Here is a 19,514-nt window from a genome sequence, read left to right as displayed (position 1 = left end):
CGATCTCTTTGAGGGTCTTAATGATCTGGCTTTCGCTAAACTTGCTTTTCTTCATGTGACAGTTAAAATTTAAAATTAATAAATTTGAATTTTATACTGTCCTATTTTTAGGGAAGGCTACAAATGGTCAATAGGTTTATGACCTATTACATGGTTGTTTTCATCAAGCGTTACAAATGAATTCTGTGCAATCTCAATAATGTTTCCTTCAATGTCTGTAAAGTAAAAAAAGAGTCCGCCGAAAGGTGGTTCTGTGGGTTCTTTCAAGATTTTAACTTTGTCTTTTAGTTGGTCGTACAACTTTAATACTTCTTCTTTACTATTTACATTATAGCCAATTGTCACAGAACGAAACCCTTGTCCTTTATGGTCAACACCTATAAAATCAGCAAGCATTTTCTTGTCGCAAATGCTCAATAAAAAACCATTGAGTTTATAAAAAGCTCTGTCTTTGTTCTCTGCAACTGTTGTCCAACCTAAAACGTCTCCGTAGAAGTTTTTCATTGCGTTTAGGTCATCTGCTCCAATGGTTAGTACACTTATCCTTTGTTCCATTTATTGATTTTATTTTCGTGTAATTACAGTTTATAATGTCTTATTCGTTGTTTTCCTAGAACTTTTTTCCTTTTACAATTGCAGAAGATATTTGTCCGCAATGATGCGCATTATGATTAAGTAAAACCGATAATAGTTTTATTCGTGCTATTTTACCAAACCAAGTTGTCTCAATTTCTTCAAGCCATTCTTGGTCTGAGGTATTGGCAACTAATTTCTCAAGCGTATTGTAGCCTTTTTCAAAATACATACGACTAGTTTCAAGATCAAACTTAATACCTGTATCGTTTTTCCCCATGGTTGTTCCTTCTACATCGGTTTCGTAGCCAAAGAATTGTCCAATTAAATTTGTTGTCTCACCGATATGTCTATAAATAAATCCTACAGACGCTGTTTGCTCTTTTAAGCGATACGTTGAATTTTCAGTGTTTATGTTTTTACAGAAATGGGAACAGTCTTTTCGGTTTTGTTCAAGTAATTGTAATAAGATTTCGTTTTGCATTTTTAAAATATTTTAGTTCTTTTTATTCTTTAAAACAGTTTCCAAATTTTTAAGTTTATTATTCCAAAATTCATCAAAATGGTTAATCCAAGCTTTTAGCTCATTAAATCCTTCCTGATTTAAAATACAATGTCTTTCCCTGCCTATTTCTTGAATTGATATAAAGCCTGCTGATTGCAATATTTTAATATGTTTTGAAACCGCAGGTCTGCTCATCTCAAAATTTTCTGCTAACGCATTTATATTATAGGTGTTTTTGGTAAGCATACCCAATATTTGCCTACGGCTTGGATCTGCAATTACCTGAAAGGCATCAAGGGTTGGTATTGACATGTTAGTGGGGGGTTAAATTCGTAAACATTTTTTGAATGTTTTTGTCCCAACCATCAAACATAGCAGTAAGAATGGAACTATTTCCTTCTTTAAATCCACTGTGAACAAGGGTTAATTCAGTTCCCTTATCTTTAGTTTCTAGAGTCCACTCCACAATGGTTTCTAGTGTTGGATTGTTTTTGCTCAAACCACCGTTCCAACTATATACAAGTTTTTTTAAAGGTATAATTTCCAAAACCTTGCAATAAAAGTTTCCGTCAAGATTTAAACTGGGAATCGGATTTGTTGTAAACTTAAACTCGTGTCCCAATTTGAGTTCAAAATTATTGGGCATCAACCACTTTTCGATTAACTCAGCTTTTGTAAGGAATTCCCAAATTTCTTTGGATGATTGGTGATAAAACCATTTGTGTTTAATTTCTGTCTTCATTTTTATGTAACTTATAGGTTACACGAATATATATGTAACTTTAAAGTTACGCAAGTATTTTGTACTATTTATTTTACTCCTTGTAGAGAACGTCTTTGGCTTATAATTAAATAGTTTAGATAAGTACTTCAAATTGTAGCTTAAATCTTTTTGTAGGCTTCCCCATTTAGGACACCTCTAAATCAACTGAAATTCAGTGATAGATTCCACATTTTTAAACAATAACTCTTTATTGTTTACACTCACTTTCTCAGAGTCTTAACTATTTTTTGAAAAGGAAAACTAAATACAATGCGACAATAAATTAATTGTGGCTCCATTCGGATCTTTTATAAAAAATCTTTTTACGCCCCAAGGTTCAACTGTTAAGGGATAAACTATTTCAATAGTTTGTGCATTGGCACGTTCATACCATTTGTCAATATCCGATACTTCAATAGATAAGAAAATCGCTTTATTATCCAGAGGCTTATTTTTATCATTTTGAAAAATTGAGATTTGTGCCTTTGAGTATTCTTTGGATGCAAAAGTTAAAACCCATTCCATATCCATCACCAATTTCATATCTAAAAACTTAGTATAAAACTTTTTGCTTGCTTCTATATTATTGGAATAAATATTAGGAACTATTCTTAGAATAGATGTCTTCATTATAAATCTTTATTTGGTATCTAATTCGATCGCTTGCAAAATATAATATTCAAGTATTACATCGTTACAATCCTTAGGATCGCTTATTCTTAAATTTAAAGATTTGTTCCCTACACCTTCCATAAGGTTATACTTATCTTTAAACTGTTTACCATCTGTAAATGAAAATGTTATCCCTTTTTACGTAGGACTCACGGAAATGATAATTCTATTATGTCTATACACAGGAACTCCATAATATTTTTCAGTTCCTCCTCGCATTTCTTCTTTTAGCGTTGGAAATTTAGTTTTGATCAAGCTCCGAAATTTTGTAAAAATGGGTTGATGTTCTTCCTTGATTTTATCTTTTATAAATTGATTGATGGTACTCATGTGAGATTAATTTTTAACATTGTATTTTTTGTAGATAATTAGCACAGGACCAAACCCAAATAGCACAAAAAACGATAACAATTCTACCAAGCCAGCCAATTGAAGTTTCTGGTGTAATCACACCATTTGTTTCACTCAAATAAACACTCATTGCAGCTATTAAAATAAACTCTAAAACCCAGAGTATGATGGTTAACAGAAGTATGTTTTTTTTATAAGGTTTAAGCGGTTCCTGTTTTCTGAATTGAAAAGTAATAAACACCGTAGCCAAAACCATAAACCCTAATAAGCCTGCTGCAGAATTATGAATTTGACCGCTTATAGTCATCTTCTCGGGAAGTGTACTTACTGGATCTGTATTGAAAACACCCGCTAAGAAATTACCAAGGGATGCTATTATTAATAGTACACCTCCGATTTTTGAACCCGTATTCGGTAATTTTCTAATTAGGTATAAACCTAAAAACAGAAAGCTTATTCCAAGTGAAAAGAATGCAATTTTCATTAACCAGCCTGCATTTCCTAATGCATATTCGCTAATGGGCTGCCATATTGGATTTACCTTAGTGTTGATGATATGTAAGAGTACTAGCAGGATAATAAATCCAATAGCACCTATTTTGGTGATCGTTAACCTATTCATAAAATTTAAATCTAAGGATGATAATTTATTCCCTTTTACCTTTAATGTAAGCATACATAGCCATGGCGTGCCCATGACCTAACTCAAATTCTTCTTTTAACCAGTTGGTTACCTCGGTAGCTTTTACAACTAATTCTCCATTTTTGGTAAACCCTTTGTCTTCAGCTAAATTTTGAAAATCTTGAGCGGTTTTACCTGTTTTTTCTTCGATGTTTTTGATGTATGTTTTAAATGACATAATTATTGATTTTTAGAATTTGAAATTATTTTGTGGCTATATACATAAGAAACTCCTAATACAACACCCACTATGATTGGCATTAAGATATTTGCTATAACTTGATCAACCGCTATATGGCTTATGGCCGCAAAAATTAAATTGAATGTTAAACCTGCATACGCCCATTCCCTTATCTTGGCAGGAAGTTTTGTGAACATTATTGTGGTTGCGCCTAGTATTTTACAAACTATTAAAGCATATGCGAAATAATCCGGATAGCCTAAGGGTTTGGTTCCAGCGTTAAAATATTCGTGTGCAAATAAAAGCGTTACCAATGGCATTAATGCCTCCATTACAAAAATGACGGAAGTGGATATCCAGAATATGATTTTATTCTTTTTTATAGCTGTTATTTATTTTGATAATTAATCATCCAATTAATTCCATATTTATCTGAGAATTCACCAAAGTAGGCTCCAAAAAACATATCAGCCATTGGCATGGTAATCTTACCCCCAGAAGAAAGTTCATTAAATAATCTATCAGCTTCTTCTCTTGTTTCAGGTTCAAGACAGATATGCATATTATTTCCTTTGGATAAATTAAATCCCATTTCTTTTGGAGCGTCAGTACCCATTAAAATATGTCCTCCCAAAATAGGAAGTTCAACATGAAGAATCATATTTTTGACTTCATCGGATATTGGAGGATGACCTTGTTCGGCAGGAATGTCACGAAATTTTTGGATTCCTTTTCCGCTAAATTCAGTTTTGAAAACTGATTTATAAAAATTAAAAGCTTCTTCTGTATTACCTGCAAAGTTTAAGTAGGTTGTTACTCGAGCCTTATTGTCTGGTTTATTTTGTTTACGTAGTAAAAATTGTGATGCAATGTATTGGTCAAGATTTTCAAGCCCTGCAGTAAACCCTTCTTTAAAGCCCATTTTTATAATCGTTTCCAAGTCTTCCAATTTATCAAACTGTAGATTAATATTTACAATGGATTCATCTCCTTGATCCATAAATTCATTGTACCACTTCACTCGTGGTTTGGTGTTGTTTGTAATTGCATTTTCATCACAAAACGCATCCATTCCTGAAAAGCTTTTTAAGGGTTTAATGTTTTCAAAATCAAATAAGCACCAATGTTTTTCTCCTTCTGGACTTACCATGTAATAATGCCATTGTCCGCCCTCAATAAAATTCATTGATTTAGTTTTGTTTTTGTAAGGCTTTGGAGCCCACCATTGATCCAAAATTTCAGGAGTGGTCCAGGCGGTCCAAACCAAATCTTTTGGAGCGTTAAAAGATCGTTGGACTTTTATTTGTTTATTGTTCCTGTCGACTTTAAAGTCGAATAAAATTGCTTTGTTCATTATTGTTTGTTTTTTAATTGATTTAAAATATTGTCTAAATTATCGAAGCGATTTTCCCAAATGGCTCTAAATTGTTCTAACCATTTATCGATTTCTTTCATTTTATCAATTTTTAGTTGATAGTGAATTTCACGCCCTTGTTGGTTGGCTTCGACCAAGTCGCATTCATTTAAAATTTGAATGTGTTTAGAAATAGTAGGTCTAGCAGCATCAAAGTTTTCTGCTATGGCACCAGCTGTCATAGTTTGGGAAGTAAGTAAAACTAAAATAGCTCTCCTTGTCGGGTCAGAAATTGCTTGAAAAATATCTCGTCTTAATTTCATTATGAAGTTATTTGACTACAAATATGTATGAAGCCATTTAACTACACAAATAAATATCAGATTTCATTTGAATTTTGTTGAAAGTTTAGACAGACAACAAGAAGAACTTCACAGGCAAAGTAAGACTCCTATAATCCAAATTGCCTTAGATGATGGTCCGTATGTTTATAAACCAAAATACCGATTTGCTCTTTGGTCATTTTACCGAAGAAATCGTGAATGAATCTAGGGTTGTTGTAGTTTTCATATTTATAAATCAAATCAATCCATTTTAACTTTTCCAATTCCAAATCTCCATCTATTGCCTGTACTTTAAACTGGTCTGAAGTAGGAATGTTTCTGTCCAATGGTCTATCATCTTTTATCATTCTTTTCAGTGCCATTTTTCCAAATAGTTTTCCAATAAAAGCTTGTTTGTAGGTTTGGTCTTGTGTCCCTAGTATCCATCCATTCCAATAGGTATTGTGTCTTAGCATTTGGACCACATTCATTTTGCCCCATTCAGCTTTTTGTTCTTTACGTATTTGTTCAATTCGTTTTACTAATTGATCTCTTGTATTTTTGTCGAATATGGTTTTCATTTTTACATTTTTATACAGTATGAAGTAATCGCTTTTATTTTAACTCCTTTTGCACCTTGAAACATGTAAAAATCAGAAAACGCATACTTTTCCCCGTTCTGCATTTTCATCATCCCATTTGCAGCGCCTTCTTTTCCGTGCGATAAGATTTGGTCAATAATCAATTCGGATGCTTTTATTGATTTCATTTCCTCCAATGCTTTTGCAAAATTTACCTTGCCTTCAATTTGTTGATCCCCAATGATATTCCAGACAATATCATCGGATACACTATCGATTAAAAATGTTAGGTTTCCTTCAGCAAAGGCGATATTGTATTGCTTTAGAAACTCCATTTTGGGCGAGTTCCCACAATTTGGACTTGATATTATTTTGATCATTTTTTAACGTTTTAACTTTACATATTCTCATTATACAATAAGTTAAACTTATGACTATCCGGGTCTTTAAAAACACAAACATAATAGCCATTATCATCATAAAAAGCTTTCCTATCTTTATTGGAGTCGAATAATATTTTACCTCCTGCCTTATTTATTATATTTATCCAGTAGTCGTATTCATCTTTACTATCTACCGCCATAGAAAACATCACCTCATTACCTTTGGTTAAATCAGCATAGCTACCCTCCATACTTGATTCTAACTTTTCTTTTTTGAAGAAATGAATGACAAAATTGTCGACACCAAAAAAGAAGCTTACCAAATCATCTGATGGACTGCCATTGAGTTGAAAGCCTAATGATTGATAAAAAGTTATAGTTCGCTCTATGTTTACTACGCCTAGGTTTGCCCAAATTTGTTTTGTTCTCATATTAGTGATTTGATAGAACCGACTTGTTTAATGCTTGCCATAATATAATCTATACATATTTTAACTAAATAAAGCCAAAGGAATTCTCTTCTGTATCCTTCATTATGTAAACATACCCGTGCTTGCCAATGGAGATTTTTGGTTGAATAATTTTATCGCCACTTTCCTCTACACGTAATTCAGGTCATTTACATCATCACAACCAAAATAAACTAGACTATCTCGGGGGATTAAATGTTTTCATTTTTTGAATAATTTAATCATTATTATTACAAAAGTGAAAAAAGGAAATCAATAAAAACTTGTCCCATGGCAAGTTCTAATCTTGAAGAGTGATTTCTTTCCTTATCATACTTATAAGGGTATCGGTAATCCCCAGGAATGAAGCAATGTATTTTAGTGGTATTTATTTTATTATTTGAGGTTTTTATAATATTAAGTGTAAATACCTTTGGGAAGCATTGAGTGTATGAATTTTAACGGCACGATGTTTTACTTTAAAAAGTTGGTGGCACATCCAAGTTTGACCACAATCCGTTAAACCATCTAGATTACTATATAAGTTTTGAAAAGTATTAAAATCAATTTTATAAACTTCACCATTAATTAATGCATGTTTTGATTCTTTAGACAGAATGTTAGGAAATAAAGAGGCAACCTCTATTAGAATATCGTTGGGAGCAAAAAACTCTGTAGTTATTTCATTTCCCTTATAGTCAATAAGATATGATCTAAACATTGGGGTAGTTATATATTTTTTCAAAAAAGGAATCTTTCTTTTTATTTATTTTTATAGAAATAATCAAAATGAAGAATATTGGGTTAGTCTTATCATACAGCGAAAATTTTGTGATTAAGGAAAACATCCATGTGGTTGGTAAGCATTTTTTTTATCGTAAATGCTCCAAAATAACCTATTGAGTATATAAAAAAATGTCTTGATTTTTAGCAATTGTGGCCCCTCAAAAATGTTACTGTAGAAATTTTTCATTGTATACAATACAAACATAAATTATCTTATTTTTCCCTTTAAACCGTTATTGCTTAAGTTTTTTGCATCCGCTTATTGTTCTCTATAATTATCCAGGATTTTCGTACTTACCCAATAAATATCATTATTGCTTGTGTAAAAGAGATACTTTCCGTCCTTGGTTACAAACGGACAAAGTTCGTGCTTTGCCGTATTAATTGTATTTCCCATATTCACTGCATCGCCCCATTTACCATCCTTATCTCTAAAGCTGATGTATAGATCACCTTGGCCATTCCCATTTTTTCGAATTGAGCAAAATATCATATACGACTCATCTGGCGATATGAACACATCCGCTTCATACCTATTTGTATTTATGGCTTTGGGCATTTGTTCCGGTTTTAAGAATTCTCCTTTTTTGTATTCTGACCGCCATATATCAAAGGCATAGCTCGGGGCATTTACCGATTTATCCTTTGATGCAAAATAAAGTGTACCATCATTTGTAAAAGAAGCGTAGTACTCGTTTAAATGGCTGTTGACTGGTAACCCTAAATTGATAGGCTCTGACCAGTTTGATTGTTTATTTTCTCTCTCTATGTACCAAATATCTATATCATCTTTAGTACTGTTTTCATTTAGTGAACGATTGGAAATAAAATACAATCTTTTTTCATCCGGGGATAACATTGGATCATTGTAGCTTATAGTATCCGAATCGAATAGCTTGCCCTGTGGTGTCCAAACACCATCTTTTAATTTGGTATAATGTATTTCCATTACGCCATTATTGTCCACCCCAAAATAGAATTCATTCCCATCACCGGATATGGTACAGCCAAACTCATGTCTATTGGGTTTTGAAATTATATCCGGCGCAAATAATTCTGGTTCGTTTAAAGGCGGTTTTTGACCAAAATATACCATGGTATTGTCTGTTTCCGAACCAACATTTCCTTTTGCAGATTCAATTAGTTTTTTTGGATCGAAGCCGATACCATTTTTTAATACAATTTCCACTTCTCGAATAATTTTAGGGTTACTTTCCAGATCTCCATTGAGAACTACAATATTGGCCAACTTTCCTTCCTCAATTGTCCCTATATCGGTTCTTGACAGTAACTTAGCACCATTAGAGGTCATTACCTGTATGGCTTCTTCCGGCTCGAATCCAGCCTCTATAAAAAGTTCGTAATTTTTTTGATCTCCAAATCCGGGCATATTGTGAAGTCCAGGGTCCGGACCTGCTACCAGTAATCCACCTTGTCTGAAAAATTGTAGCTCATATGCCATTGATTTTGCCAACCATTCTGGTTTAAAATACCAGTCTTCACCTTGTTCTTGCTTACGTAACTTTCGTTTCTGATAAGCTTCCTTGTGAAAGGGAGCCATTACTTCAAGATCTCTTGCATCCGCTTTAACGTTGGCTTGGGCTTCAAATATGGCCAATGTTGATCCTAAGGCTACTTCATTGCTTATAAGTTTTTGTTGTACTTTTTTTACCTCATTACTGTTAATGTCAAGATTTGTTCTGAAATCGGTATTACCCGAACAAACACCGGCTTCTTTATCTGTAGCATGGTCGTAATTGTGAATGAAACCGTGTTCTATAGCATCTATACTGATTTCTGCAGCTTCGGAATAAGTTGTAGCACACAGGTGACCTGTTACTTTTAGATTATTCCTATGTGCTTCATCAACTATTACTTTTAAGTCCTGTGGCCTGGTATTTCTATAGACCTTAAGCCATTTTACGCCTTGTCCGGCCCAATATTTAATGGTGTCCCGGACCATTTTTTCATCTGTAAATCTTATGAAATTTGATTTGCCCTTCGATCCTGTCAAGTATGGCCCCGAATTAATGATTTCCGGCCCAGGCTGCTCCCCCCTATCAATAGATTTTGCTATAGCTATCTCTTCGTAGGGATTTCCTGTTCCACAAGTTTGAATTGTAGTCACACCACATGCTAAATATAGTTTAGGTGATGAAGATAGCATTGCGGATTCGGGTATTCTCATATGGTTGTGCATACCAATAATTCCCGGGATGATAGTCCTACCGGACAGATCCATTTCATGAAAGCCATTGGTAATTTCAATATTCTTAGAATCTCCGATATCTACTATTATTCCATTTTCGATTAGAACAGTCTGTGAATTTCTGGAAGGATTCCCAGTCCCATCAATTATTTTTACATTTGATAACGCAATGTTTGGAGAGTCGATGGAAATAAAACTTTGGGTATAATCCGATATGTCATTTTTTTTGGTTTGAATATCCGTTACTTGTTTCTGTCCACATCCTTGAAGCGAAACCAAAATGGTGAAAGTTAAAATTATAGTTATTCTATTCATTGGTGCAGTATATTAAGTGTCATCTTAATTTGATAAATTGCCGGTTATGAAAGATTCTAATGACCAGCGCCCATGTAAGGATTTTTTAAATTAGGTTCCTATGCTTTTTGCCAAAGGACCAAATCAAGGATTTGACGGTGTTTATAAATGGCATTGAACTTATTTGAACCAACGGACGCCCTATCTGTTATGTAAAGTGTTACCATGCTATTTTTGTTTTTCATTTAAATGTTTTACGATATAATCCAATTGGCTATCTATTCCATCGATTAAGTCCTCTACAGTTTGTTCAACTTCTATGTCGGGCAATATTCCACTCCCCTTCGGGACCGATTTGTCACGAACATATTTATCTATATGTACAAATGGCATACGAACCAAAATCTTGGAATTAGGTAATTCATAAAGTGCAGAATATTGTGCCCTATGAAAATAATACCCTCCACCTGTTTCATTACCAATAAGTGTAATTTCCTGAGAGTTTTTTGCGTTCAGTGCAAAAGCAGAAGCGGCAGAAAAGGTATTTCCGCCTATTAACACATACACCTTGCCCTTAAATGGACTTTTATAAGGCATCATTTCTGCCTGGGCATGGTCTTTGGTTAGTATCCACCGTCCACCTTCCTGCTCGGTCGAAGCAAAATATGTTTTAAAAAACTCGTTGTAATCGGACATACTGTGAATAACATACCTCTCTTTGGGAAGAGTATCTGTAACCGTACTTTCGGCTATTCTTTGCTTAAAAGGTTTCTCTGTTAAAAAAGAGAATAAATTAATTGCATTGATTCTGTATCCTCCTATGTTTTGTCTTATGTCCAAAATGAGATTGGTCACCTTTTTCTTCTTAATTTCTTTAAATAGCTCAACCAATCTTGATTTGAACTCTTTGGGGTCTAAACCGAAAGAATTTACAGTTAGTACACCAGATTTAATGGAGTCTATGTAATATACGAAGGGCCACTTTTCTGCTAATGTACTTTTGAAATGTTCAATTCGATCACTATTTCCGTGATACATTGCAAAATGTGAGTTTCTATTAGGGTATCTAAATCCTATACTTTCAAATGATTTGGGAACAATTTCAATTGTTCTTAATTCGCTGCTGTTGACGGTATACTTGACATTATAACATTCTTTTTCTCCATATTCATAATAATAGAGTATACCAAACTCCTTCTCTATCTGTCTATACTTTTTGCTTAGATTGTATCCATCAGATGGGGCATATTTCAAAAATTCTTGAATAAGTATATTACTTTTTTTGCCATCTATAAAAGTTATTTCTGCTCCTACAGGTATACCAAAATCATCAGTATCAGTATAAAGTTTATCATCGATTATTTTTAAAAGTAAAGGGAATATTGGAGGTACCGTGTCCATTTTTGGATGGTGTATTATCAAATGTCCATCCTTAACATTGTCGGCAATAGAGGAAATGGACCTAAATAGGTCATTGGAAGTCCTTGTTTTCTTAATGTCCTTTTGTTCAAATAAACTAAAAATACTATCCCACTCTGTCTTTGACGTATACTCAAACAAACTTGGATGGCCATTTAGTAAGATTTCTTTGAAAATGGTATAGTCTTCCAGAACCTGCTTTTGTGATAGATCATTTTGTCCAAAAAAGGAAAGTGGAAACAAGAGTAATATTATTAAGCTAAATCTGTTTTTCACCTTTTTTCAGAAATAGAATTTACAACATTCGAATCGAACCCCTTAACTATCAACCAAGTTGCTAAAACAATTTCCAACAAAGCCGTAGGGAAGGCTAAAGTAATATAGGCAGGTGTAATAATGTTTATTACACTGAACATAAGCAATATGCTTGCTAAAACACTGCTCAAAATAGTTGCAATAAGCCCCCATAAAGATAGCCACTTAGGGATAATTTTTGATTGATACAAAATTGAATAAAACATTAGGTTGCCCACACTCAGAATTAAAGGCATTGCCACATGGTTTATTAAATCTCTACCCGACCGTAATAAATTATCCAATGTTTTAAAATACAATAATTCGGGGCTTCCTGATGATGCAAATTCTTGACTTAATGCCAATAACAACAGTATGCTCAGCCAGCCTATAAAAATGAATCCCACAGAAATAATTCTGAATACAAGAAAACCAATCGTTAAACTACTGTTGATTTTTTTTAATAGAGTGTACAGAATAATAGGAATACTTGCATAAATCAGACCTAAGACAAATTGCATAAAAGCCCTAATTAATATTGCATTTGAATTGATAGAAACACTTCCAAGATTATCCATCCCATCAATAACTGGGTCTATACTCAGAATACCTGCAACAATGCTAAGAATTAATAATGTACCAACAGAAATTGACTTTTTTCTGATAACATCCATAAATATTTTTCTTTATTAATATTTGCCCAAAAATATGATGGTGTTATTTTTAATTCATTGACTTAAGTTAAGAATTAACATTACTTGTTTATTATTCTTTTCCTAATTCGGCTTAATGACTCCGGTCTAATTCCCAAGTAGCTGGCTACTTGATGTTGAGATGCTCTTTGGAGCAAATAGGGCCTTGTTTTTAGCATATTTAAATAGCGCTCCTCTGGGGTCGATGATTTAAATGCAGTGTAGGATTCTTGTTGCTTTGTCAAAATTACTTCGGCGATTACCCTTGATAAAGATTCTAATTGGGGATACTTTTGATACATTTCATTTTCCAAGGCGGGATTGCCTACATTGACAACCGTATCTTCCAAACATTCCAAGAAATACTTGGAAGGGGTTGATTTACCAATGTTGGATGGTATTACAACTTGTTCCTCCATATAAAACTCTATAGTTTTTTCCTCTCCATCTTTTAGAAAATAGCTTCTCATGCAACCTTCCAATATGAAATAACATTCATTTGAAAAATCTCCTTCCTTAAGAAGAATATCCCCTTTTGTATAACTTTTGAAAAATGCACTTTCATTAACTGCATTCTCCAACTCCTCTGTAATCTTAGTGTACTTTGAGAGATATTTTAATATTTTACTTTTCACTATTCAATACTTTATTGTTTAGCCCACCCTTCAAAGAATTTTCATGAGTTCGAATGTGGAATATTCATGGGAATAATTCTTGGCCCCTTTACAAGTATAGGTCTAATGTAATAAATTTATTTTGTAGGCTTGGTCGTTCATTAATTGATTTATTGCCTTTCGCTAGGTGGTATACTTCTCGCTTGATTGTTCAGCCACCATCTCTTTAATGGGCGCTCAATTTATTATCCATTAATGAGGCTTCCTAGATTTTTCTTTTTTTCCGGGAGCTTAGCAAATTAGCAGATATAACCCTAATGCATTATGTGGAGGCTATCCTATATTCTGAAAATTTCTACATTCATAAAAATTTTGGAAGTCACACTGAAAATCTCACTTTGCCGTATCGATTATTTTAGTTTTCTTAATCCGTTATATAAGGCAGGATAAACAACATTGCTGTGTTCATTTTGGGCTATTATGTCATATTGAACCCTAATTTTTTTATCTGGTGAAGCCAGGGCCTGTTTCTTTATTTTTTTTACAAATTGGTCGGTAATTTTTTTGTCATTTTCCCGTTCCCAAACACCTACATATATTTTTTTATTAAAGGAAATGTTTGCTGTATTATAAAACAATATTTTATTGTCGTTCCACCATAAACTCGGGCTTATTATTAAATAATTGTCAAACAGCTCTGATTTGGTAAGTAGTATTTCCGAAGCCAATAAACCACCTAGTGAATGGCCTATAATAGTTTTTATATTATCTGTGCGATACTCCTTCTCAATTAGCGGCATTAACTCCAAGGACAGAAATGATAAAAATTTTTCAGATTCCCCTGAACTCGGAAAATTTATCAAATCGCTCTCAATTTTGGAAGGTTTTGTAAAATCCCTTCTTCTATCCACATTTTCAATTCCAACAACTATGGATTCTGAAATTTGCTGGCCTTTTTTAGAAGAAAGAAATCTAATCAGCCCCACAGTCGGTATATAGATATCATTTATACCGCCATCCAGGATATAAATTACCGGATATGTATTGCCAGGAGTATTGTCATAGCTTTCTGGCAGGTATATATTAATGGTCCTGTTTTCTTCCAAAACATGTGAAAACAATTCGATTGATGTACCTAATCTAATATCATTCAATCTGGCAATGGATTGTGAATTAACTAGAAAGTGGCATAATATGATTCCGAGGGTTGAAATTTTGATTTTCACGATTCTTTATTTTTGTTATTGTTATACCTTATTTTTAAATCTGCTAAAGAGTCCAGTTTTGTTTCTTTGATACGAAACCTTTTAGGCCTTTGAAATAGCTTGATTGATGATAGCACGTTACCAGTTTAGTACTGATTTACGCGATAGGTCCCACTTTTAGGACTTTATGGTAGGCATAGGTATCTGTTTTCAAGCAAAAATTTAATTGGATTTGGGTCCAAATGCCATTGTGATCTAAGGGTTAGAGAACTTGATAATATCCGTTTTTTACTCTTCGATACTTTACTTTTTAGAAATTGGATCCATTTTATTCTGACATACTATTATTTTTATCTATAAAGAAAATCCAGGTAACAAAATCTTTAGTAAATTCAATGAACCTATGTTCCGAAAAGGCCGGGACATAGAGAAAATCCCCAGATTTAAAAGTAGTGGTCTGTTCTGTCAATTGAAATTTACCTTCTCCTGAAATAATAAGATAAAACTCGTCGCGATCATGTGGAGTTTGCTTATCGAACCTATGGGGTTTATATATTTCCACTGTAAGCTGCCCCTTCTGAAAAAGAGTTATGAACTCCTTTTCCGACTTCTCTAGTTCCGTAAGTGCCAGAAGTTCTGATATTTTGTTAATAGCCATCTTTTCAGGATATGTATTTAAAGGTCATCCGTGAAATGTCGTCTTAATTGCGCCTGAGCAAATTTTCTAGAATTATATTCTTTGGATCGGTTAGGTGGAATTGAAAGACTTTCCCATTTTTCACCCGTGATCATTTTACTAAGAAATATGATCTGCCCGATATGATAAGAATAGTGTGCCAATTGGCGATTGATAGCTTCTGTCACAGTATGTCCATCGTTCCGGATATATACAATGTACTCCAGTTGTTCTTCCTTTAGTTGACCAAGAGTATTAAATATGCAATACCACCCCTTATTCCAATAGGTCATAAGCTCACTTCTATCTGAAAAAGTATTTTCAAATTCAGCATCTCTGTTTCTCCAGAATTTCTCACCATCCTCGGTCAAAAAGTCTGTAAAACGGGATAGCATATTGCCGGCTATATGTTTAACAATAATCGCAACACTATTGCTTTCCTGATTAAATTGCCAAAATAATCCATTTTCAGGCAATTGTGCCATAGCCTTTTCCCCAAGCATTTTGTAATATTCAAACTGCTTGATTACACTAGGTAAATAACTTATTTTCATAATTATTCCATTTAACTATTAATACTCGATTTTAGATTTAGTATTACCATTAGGGATTTAACTTCCTCCAGTGATATCTATAAAAGTTCCAGTTGAGAAAGATGATTTTTCCGAGGCTAGCCAGATTATTGCCTCAGCAACCTCATGAGCCGTTCCTCCTCTCTTCATTGGAATACTTTCTTTTATTCTGTTCACACGATCATATTCACCACCGTCAGCATGAATATCTGTGTAAATAAATGCAGGACGAACGGCATTGACCCTAATCCCCTCATGCGCGACTTCCTTTGATAAGCCTATGGTTAATGTATCCAAAGCACCTTTGGATACCGCATAATCTACATATTCACTGGGGGCTCCAGTTTTTGCAGCAAGGGATGATACATTGACTATCGTTCCTCCTTTGCCACCATGTCTTGTGGACATTCTCTTGACAGCCTCTCTTGCACACAGGAACTGACCGGTAATATTGGCTGAAAATATCCTGTTTAACCTGGAAATCCCTATGTCTTCTAGTCTCATTTGCCTTTCCAATATTCCTGCATTGTTTATTAGCGAATGCAGATTTCCAAAGAGTCGATCAGTTTCGGAGAAGAGCCTAAGAACGTCTCCCTCCTTGGAAATATCAGCCTGAATCGCCACAGCTTTACCACCAGCATCAACAATGTCCCTAACCACTTTATCTGCTTCTATTTTATGTTTGAGATAATTGACTACCACGGAAAAATCGTTCTTAGCGGCGAGGAGTGCTGTTGCAGCACCTATTCCCCTGCTCGCGCCGGTAATGATCATTGTTTTCATTATTAAATGTTTTTATTTGTTTTAGTGTTTAGCATCCTATAATGTGCCTTTAGTTTTACTAGATCACCAAGGAGCCTAGTCACCCTTATGAGATCTCTTTTGTTAATACTCTCTGCAACTTTCACTATTTGCGGGTTTAATGTTTCTATTTCAGTTTTTCTGCAGTTCTTGATATCTTGTAAGGTGGATATCTCCTGTCCATCGGATAATCGGCTGATCTGTAATAGACTTGATTCTAGTTCTTCGACATCTAGGGGTACCCCAATGGCCCCTGCTATAGTGCTACATTCGTAGATTACGCTTTGGGCAATTTCAAATGCCTCCTTATTTCTGTGAAATATGCCGTTATCTACTTCAAGCAAAGGGCAAACCGAGTTAAATACGCTGTTCAGTATTGCTTTTTTCCAAATGATCTTTTGAATATTGATTTCACTTTTGAAATGGAAATCCTGAGTACTTAGCAAGGAAACTATGTAATCAAGCCTATCAATGTTTCCTTGTTCAATACCGATTGGGCTTGTTGAAATTGGTTTAAACCTAACTGAATGGGAATTCATCCTCTGGCTTGTCACAAAGAGAACGCAACGGTAAATTTCTGGAAATTGATGATTTATAAAAGACTTCTCAACCCCTATACCGTTTTGCAAAAGTACAATTGGCGAGCAACTTGTTTTGTGTTTAAGAGCAATCGCTAACTGCTCATTTCCATAGGATTTATTGGTTAGAACAATTACTCCATTTAAGGAAGGGAAATTAACTAATGTTCCTATTTCCAGTTGGGCCTTATGGATGGTTCCATCCTCCATCTCTACATGAAGGCGTTCGGTATTCATAGAACCATCATTCACACTTCCCCGGATAAGCGAAACACTTTTTCCAGCGAGTTTAAGAAACACTGCCAGTGCTTGACCTATGGCCCCTGAACCAATAATATATATATTATTTTCAGTGGATAACATTTTGTTTATATTAATGTTTTTATGATTTTGATTTCTTTTCTCAATTCAATGTTTTCTTCGGATAGAATGATATTTATAAAAGCGTAATACGAATGTTTTATTCTAGTACAAATCTGAATAAAAAAATAATATGATAGCAGATGCAGTTTTATTAATTTTGTATATAGCAGTTATGAAATGACAAAGGACATTACAACGAATAAAGAATTCATTTACCTGAGAATATCCAGAACTATTGAACAACAGATCTTGGATAATGCATTGAGAACAGGAGATAAATTACCCTCACTGCGTACCATTTGTAGGGAGTATGGTGTTAGTCAAAATACGGCATTGAGTGCTTATTATCATTTGGAAAGTAAAATGCTTATCGAAGCTAGACCTCAATCTGGATACTATGTAATATATTCCAGAACACGCTTACCATCAATGCCCATGAAGACCAGTCCTTCCAACGCTTCGAATTATCCCGATAGTGAACTTCTTGTTCGTGAGGTCTATAGCAATCTTGGTCAAGATGGCCATATGGCGCTTTCCTTGGGTACACCGGCAAATGAATTATTACCAATAGCAAAACTGAACAAAAGTTTGGTGCGGGCAACGCGTGATCTTGACGGTAGTGGCGTGAATTCTGATAAAGTAGAGGGGAATGAAAGGTTACGCCGGCAAATAGCTAGGTGGTCATTTGCTATGGAATGTAACTTTAGTTATAAAGACATAATTACTACCAGCGGCTGTTTAAATGCTCTTTCTTATTGTATGATGGCAGTTACAGAAAAAGGCGATACAGTGGCTATGGAAAGTCCCGTTTCATTTGGGATGCTTCAACTTGCACAGGCATTAGGCGTAAAAGTACTTGAACTACCGACACATCCTGAAACCGGAGTAGATCTGAATGCTTTTGAAGATGCTTTAAAGAGCGGTGAAGTTAAAGCTAGTTTGTTGATTAGCAATTTTAGTAACCCACTCGGATGCTGCATGCCCGATGAGAATAAAAAAGCAGCTGTAGAACTTTCTGAAAAATTCAATATACCACTTATAGAGAACGATCTGAACGGTGACGTTTATTTCGGACAACGACGCCCCAAATCATGTAAAACATATGATCGAAGTGGTATCGTTTTATGGTGCGGTTCTGTATCCAAGACCCTGGCTCCCGGTTACAGGGTAGGTTGGGTTGTTCCAGGAAGATTTAAGGAAACGGTACTAAGGATGAAGTTGTTTTTAACGATTGCAACAACTTCTATAACCCAGGAAGTCATAGCGAACTTTTTGGAAACTGGACGATATGAAAATCATCTACGAAAATTAAGGCATACCCTTCATGGTAATATGCTTCAATTTTCAAGGACTATTTCGGACCATTTTCCCGAAGATACAATGGCTAGCCGACCTCAAGGCGGTTTTGTGCTATGGGTTGAACTACCTAAAGGAATAAACACCCTGAGCATATATGAAAAAGCCATTCAAGAGCAGATTAGTTATGCACCTGGTAGAATATTTTCCTTACAAAATCAGTATAACAATTGTCTTCGGTTGAATTATGGTTTATTATGGAATATAGAATTGGAACAAAGACTAAAACGGTTGGGCCATTTGCTAAAAAATAGCTAACGTAGTACAGTAGGCTAAGATCAATCCACCTGTTCATTTTTTGTCTAAATTCTTTAACTGAATTATGGCTACCAGTGCCGTGGCGAAAAGTTTTTCCCGATTTTTCTTGATACGTAATAAGCCAGAACTAACAACTGATATTTTTTTACCGCTTTTAATAACCCTTGCTTTTACTTTTTACCACTCCCCAGAAGAAGGTGAAAGATAGTTTACCTGTAATTCTACTGTTGCAAATTGACCAAGGAACTTCACTAAAGAATAGGACTACTTTATGACGAATTCCGGAACAAATATGTGGAACTCAGTAATAAGCTTTTGTAAATATCGGTCTTGAAAAGATCTCCCTTCCATTTTTCCAAAAACTAGGTTGTAGTATCGTAGTTACGTATCATATCCAGTGTGTCTCCAATAATGGGAATATTCTTCTATTTAAGAGAGTTTTGGTTATTTTTTGGATTTTAATTAGGTTGATTTGCCCTTAAATACAGCTAATTGGATGGATGTTAAAATTTTACCGTACTACGTAACATGTGGTGAATATTTCCTATCAAAAGATTTGAAATTTGTGGCTCATTGTCAA

25 protein-coding genes are annotated in these 19,514 nt (G+C 34.4%); 1 reads left to right on the top strand and 24 read right to left on the bottom strand.

Translation table 11 applies throughout. The annotated features are described in order from the left end of the window. Nucleotides 1-117 precede the first annotated feature (117 nt). The 24 genes from QSE00_RS15950 to QSE00_RS15830 form a co-directional block, all read right to left on the bottom strand. Nucleotides 118-555: a VOC family protein gene (locus QSE00_RS15950; protein WP_286106709.1), complete on the bottom strand. Its 438-nt coding sequence runs from the start codon at nt 553-555 to the stop codon at nt 118-120. A gap of 55 nt (nt 556-610) precedes the next feature. Next, nucleotides 611-1,057, bottom strand: coding sequence for a DinB family protein (locus QSE00_RS15945; protein WP_286106708.1), 447 nt, complete (start codon nt 1,055-1,057; stop codon nt 611-613). 12 nt (nt 1,058-1,069) lie between these two features. Then, nucleotides 1,070-1,390, bottom strand: a complete 321-nt coding sequence (locus QSE00_RS15940) for an ArsR/SmtB family transcription factor (RefSeq protein WP_286106707.1) — start codon at nt 1,388-1,390, stop codon at nt 1,070-1,072. A 1-nt stretch (nt 1,391) separates the two neighbouring features. Next, complete coding sequence (locus QSE00_RS15935; protein WP_286106706.1) at nt 1,392-1,820, bottom strand: SRPBCC family protein; 429 nt, start codon at nt 1,818-1,820, stop codon at nt 1,392-1,394. A 282-nt stretch (nt 1,821-2,102) separates the two neighbouring features. Then, on the bottom strand, nt 2,103-2,471 hold the full coding sequence (locus tag QSE00_RS15930; protein ID WP_286106705.1) for a VOC family protein: 369 nt from the start codon (nt 2,469-2,471) through the stop codon (nt 2,103-2,105). Between the two features lie 180 nt (nt 2,472-2,651). Then, on the bottom strand, nt 2,652-2,843 hold the full coding sequence (locus QSE00_RS15925) for a hypothetical protein (RefSeq protein WP_286106704.1): 192 nt from the start codon (nt 2,841-2,843) through the stop codon (nt 2,652-2,654). A 13-nt stretch (nt 2,844-2,856) separates the two neighbouring features. Further along, the gene (locus tag QSE00_RS15920) at nt 2,857-3,486 is read right to left on the bottom strand and encodes a DUF998 domain-containing protein (protein ID WP_286106703.1); all 630 of its coding nucleotides are present in this window, start codon (nt 3,484-3,486) and stop codon (nt 2,857-2,859) included. 25 nt (nt 3,487-3,511) lie between these two features. Beyond that, complete coding sequence (locus QSE00_RS15915; RefSeq protein WP_286106702.1) at nt 3,512-3,724, bottom strand: DUF4287 domain-containing protein; 213 nt, start codon at nt 3,722-3,724, stop codon at nt 3,512-3,514. Between the two features lie 2 nt (nt 3,725-3,726). Next, entirely contained in the window at nt 3,727-4,059 is a 333-nt protein-coding gene (locus QSE00_RS15910; RefSeq protein WP_286106701.1) for a DoxX family protein, read from the bottom strand. Nucleotides 4,060-4,115: 56 nt separating this feature from the next. Beyond that, nucleotides 4,116-5,081, bottom strand: a complete 966-nt coding sequence (locus tag QSE00_RS25240; protein WP_353477480.1) for an SRPBCC domain-containing protein — start codon at nt 5,079-5,081, stop codon at nt 4,116-4,118. Then, nucleotides 5,081-5,404 (bottom strand): metalloregulator ArsR/SmtB family transcription factor, encoded by a 324-nt coding sequence (locus QSE00_RS15895; RefSeq protein ID WP_286106700.1) that lies wholly within the window; start codon nt 5,402-5,404, stop codon nt 5,081-5,083. The genes QSE00_RS25240 and QSE00_RS15895 overlap by 1 nt, the downstream gene beginning before the upstream one ends. Nucleotides 5,405-5,532: 128 nt before the next feature. Then, nucleotides 5,533-5,985: a DUF1569 domain-containing protein gene (locus tag QSE00_RS15890; RefSeq protein WP_286106699.1), complete on the bottom strand. Its 453-nt coding sequence runs from the start codon at nt 5,983-5,985 to the stop codon at nt 5,533-5,535. Nucleotides 5,986-5,987: 2 nt separating this feature from the next. Next, complete coding sequence (locus QSE00_RS15885; protein WP_286106698.1) at nt 5,988-6,365, bottom strand: nuclear transport factor 2 family protein; 378 nt, start codon at nt 6,363-6,365, stop codon at nt 5,988-5,990. A gap of 17 nt (nt 6,366-6,382) precedes the next feature. Continuing rightward, nucleotides 6,383-6,799 carry a VOC family protein gene (locus QSE00_RS15880; protein WP_286106697.1) on the bottom strand — a complete coding sequence of 139 codons (417 nt, stop codon included), beginning with the start codon at nt 6,797-6,799 and terminating at the stop codon, nt 6,383-6,385. Between the two features lie 427 nt (nt 6,800-7,226). Then, nucleotides 7,227-7,562 (bottom strand): cyclic nucleotide-binding domain-containing protein, encoded by a 336-nt coding sequence (locus tag QSE00_RS15875; protein ID WP_286106696.1) that lies wholly within the window; start codon nt 7,560-7,562, stop codon nt 7,227-7,229. A gap of 300 nt (nt 7,563-7,862) precedes the next feature. Continuing rightward, nucleotides 7,863-10,127 (bottom strand): amidohydrolase family protein, encoded by a 2,265-nt coding sequence (locus QSE00_RS15870; protein WP_286106695.1) that lies wholly within the window; start codon nt 10,125-10,127, stop codon nt 7,863-7,865. Between the two features lie 207 nt (nt 10,128-10,334). Next, nucleotides 10,335-11,801 (bottom strand): S41 family peptidase, encoded by a 1,467-nt coding sequence (locus tag QSE00_RS15865; RefSeq protein ID WP_286106694.1) that lies wholly within the window; start codon nt 11,799-11,801, stop codon nt 10,335-10,337. Next, entirely contained in the window at nt 11,798-12,493 is a 696-nt protein-coding gene (locus QSE00_RS15860; RefSeq protein ID WP_286106693.1) for a DUF4386 domain-containing protein, read from the bottom strand. Before QSE00_RS15860 ends, QSE00_RS15865 begins: the two co-directional genes overlap by 4 nt. A gap of 80 nt (nt 12,494-12,573) precedes the next feature. Further along, a complete protein-coding gene (locus QSE00_RS15855) occupies nt 12,574-13,146 on the bottom strand; it encodes a Crp/Fnr family transcriptional regulator (protein ID WP_286106692.1) in 573 nt (190 codons plus the stop codon). Nucleotides 13,147-13,535: 389 nt separating this feature from the next. Further along, complete coding sequence (locus QSE00_RS15850) at nt 13,536-14,351, bottom strand: alpha/beta hydrolase (RefSeq protein ID WP_286106691.1); 816 nt, start codon at nt 14,349-14,351, stop codon at nt 13,536-13,538. 307 nt (nt 14,352-14,658) lie between these two features. Continuing rightward, nucleotides 14,659-14,988, bottom strand: a complete 330-nt coding sequence (locus QSE00_RS15845; RefSeq protein ID WP_286106690.1) for a cupin domain-containing protein — start codon at nt 14,986-14,988, stop codon at nt 14,659-14,661. Between the two features lie 17 nt (nt 14,989-15,005). After that, complete coding sequence (locus QSE00_RS15840) at nt 15,006-15,560, bottom strand: DUF1572 family protein (protein ID WP_286106689.1); 555 nt, start codon at nt 15,558-15,560, stop codon at nt 15,006-15,008. A 57-nt stretch (nt 15,561-15,617) separates the two neighbouring features. Further along, nucleotides 15,618-16,361 carry an SDR family oxidoreductase gene (locus tag QSE00_RS15835; protein WP_286106688.1) on the bottom strand — a complete coding sequence of 248 codons (744 nt, stop codon included), beginning with the start codon at nt 16,359-16,361 and terminating at the stop codon, nt 15,618-15,620. A gap of 2 nt (nt 16,362-16,363) precedes the next feature. Continuing rightward, nucleotides 16,364-17,320: a ketopantoate reductase family protein gene (locus QSE00_RS15830; RefSeq protein WP_286106687.1), complete on the bottom strand. Its 957-nt coding sequence runs from the start codon at nt 17,318-17,320 to the stop codon at nt 16,364-16,366. Nucleotides 17,321-17,497: 177 nt separating this feature from the next. On the opposite strand from QSE00_RS15830, the gene QSE00_RS15825 reads away from it, so the two are divergent. Continuing rightward, on the top strand, nt 17,498-18,934 hold the full coding sequence (locus tag QSE00_RS15825; protein WP_286106686.1) for an aminotransferase-like domain-containing protein: 1,437 nt from the start codon (nt 17,498-17,500) through the stop codon (nt 18,932-18,934). Nucleotides 18,935-19,514 lie beyond the last annotated feature (580 nt).

It is taken from the genome of Arenibacter flavimaris (genome assembly GCF_030291335.1).
GTDB lineage: Bacteria > Bacteroidota > Bacteroidia > Flavobacteriales > Flavobacteriaceae > Arenibacter.
This window is presented reverse-complemented; position numbering and strand designations above follow the sequence as displayed.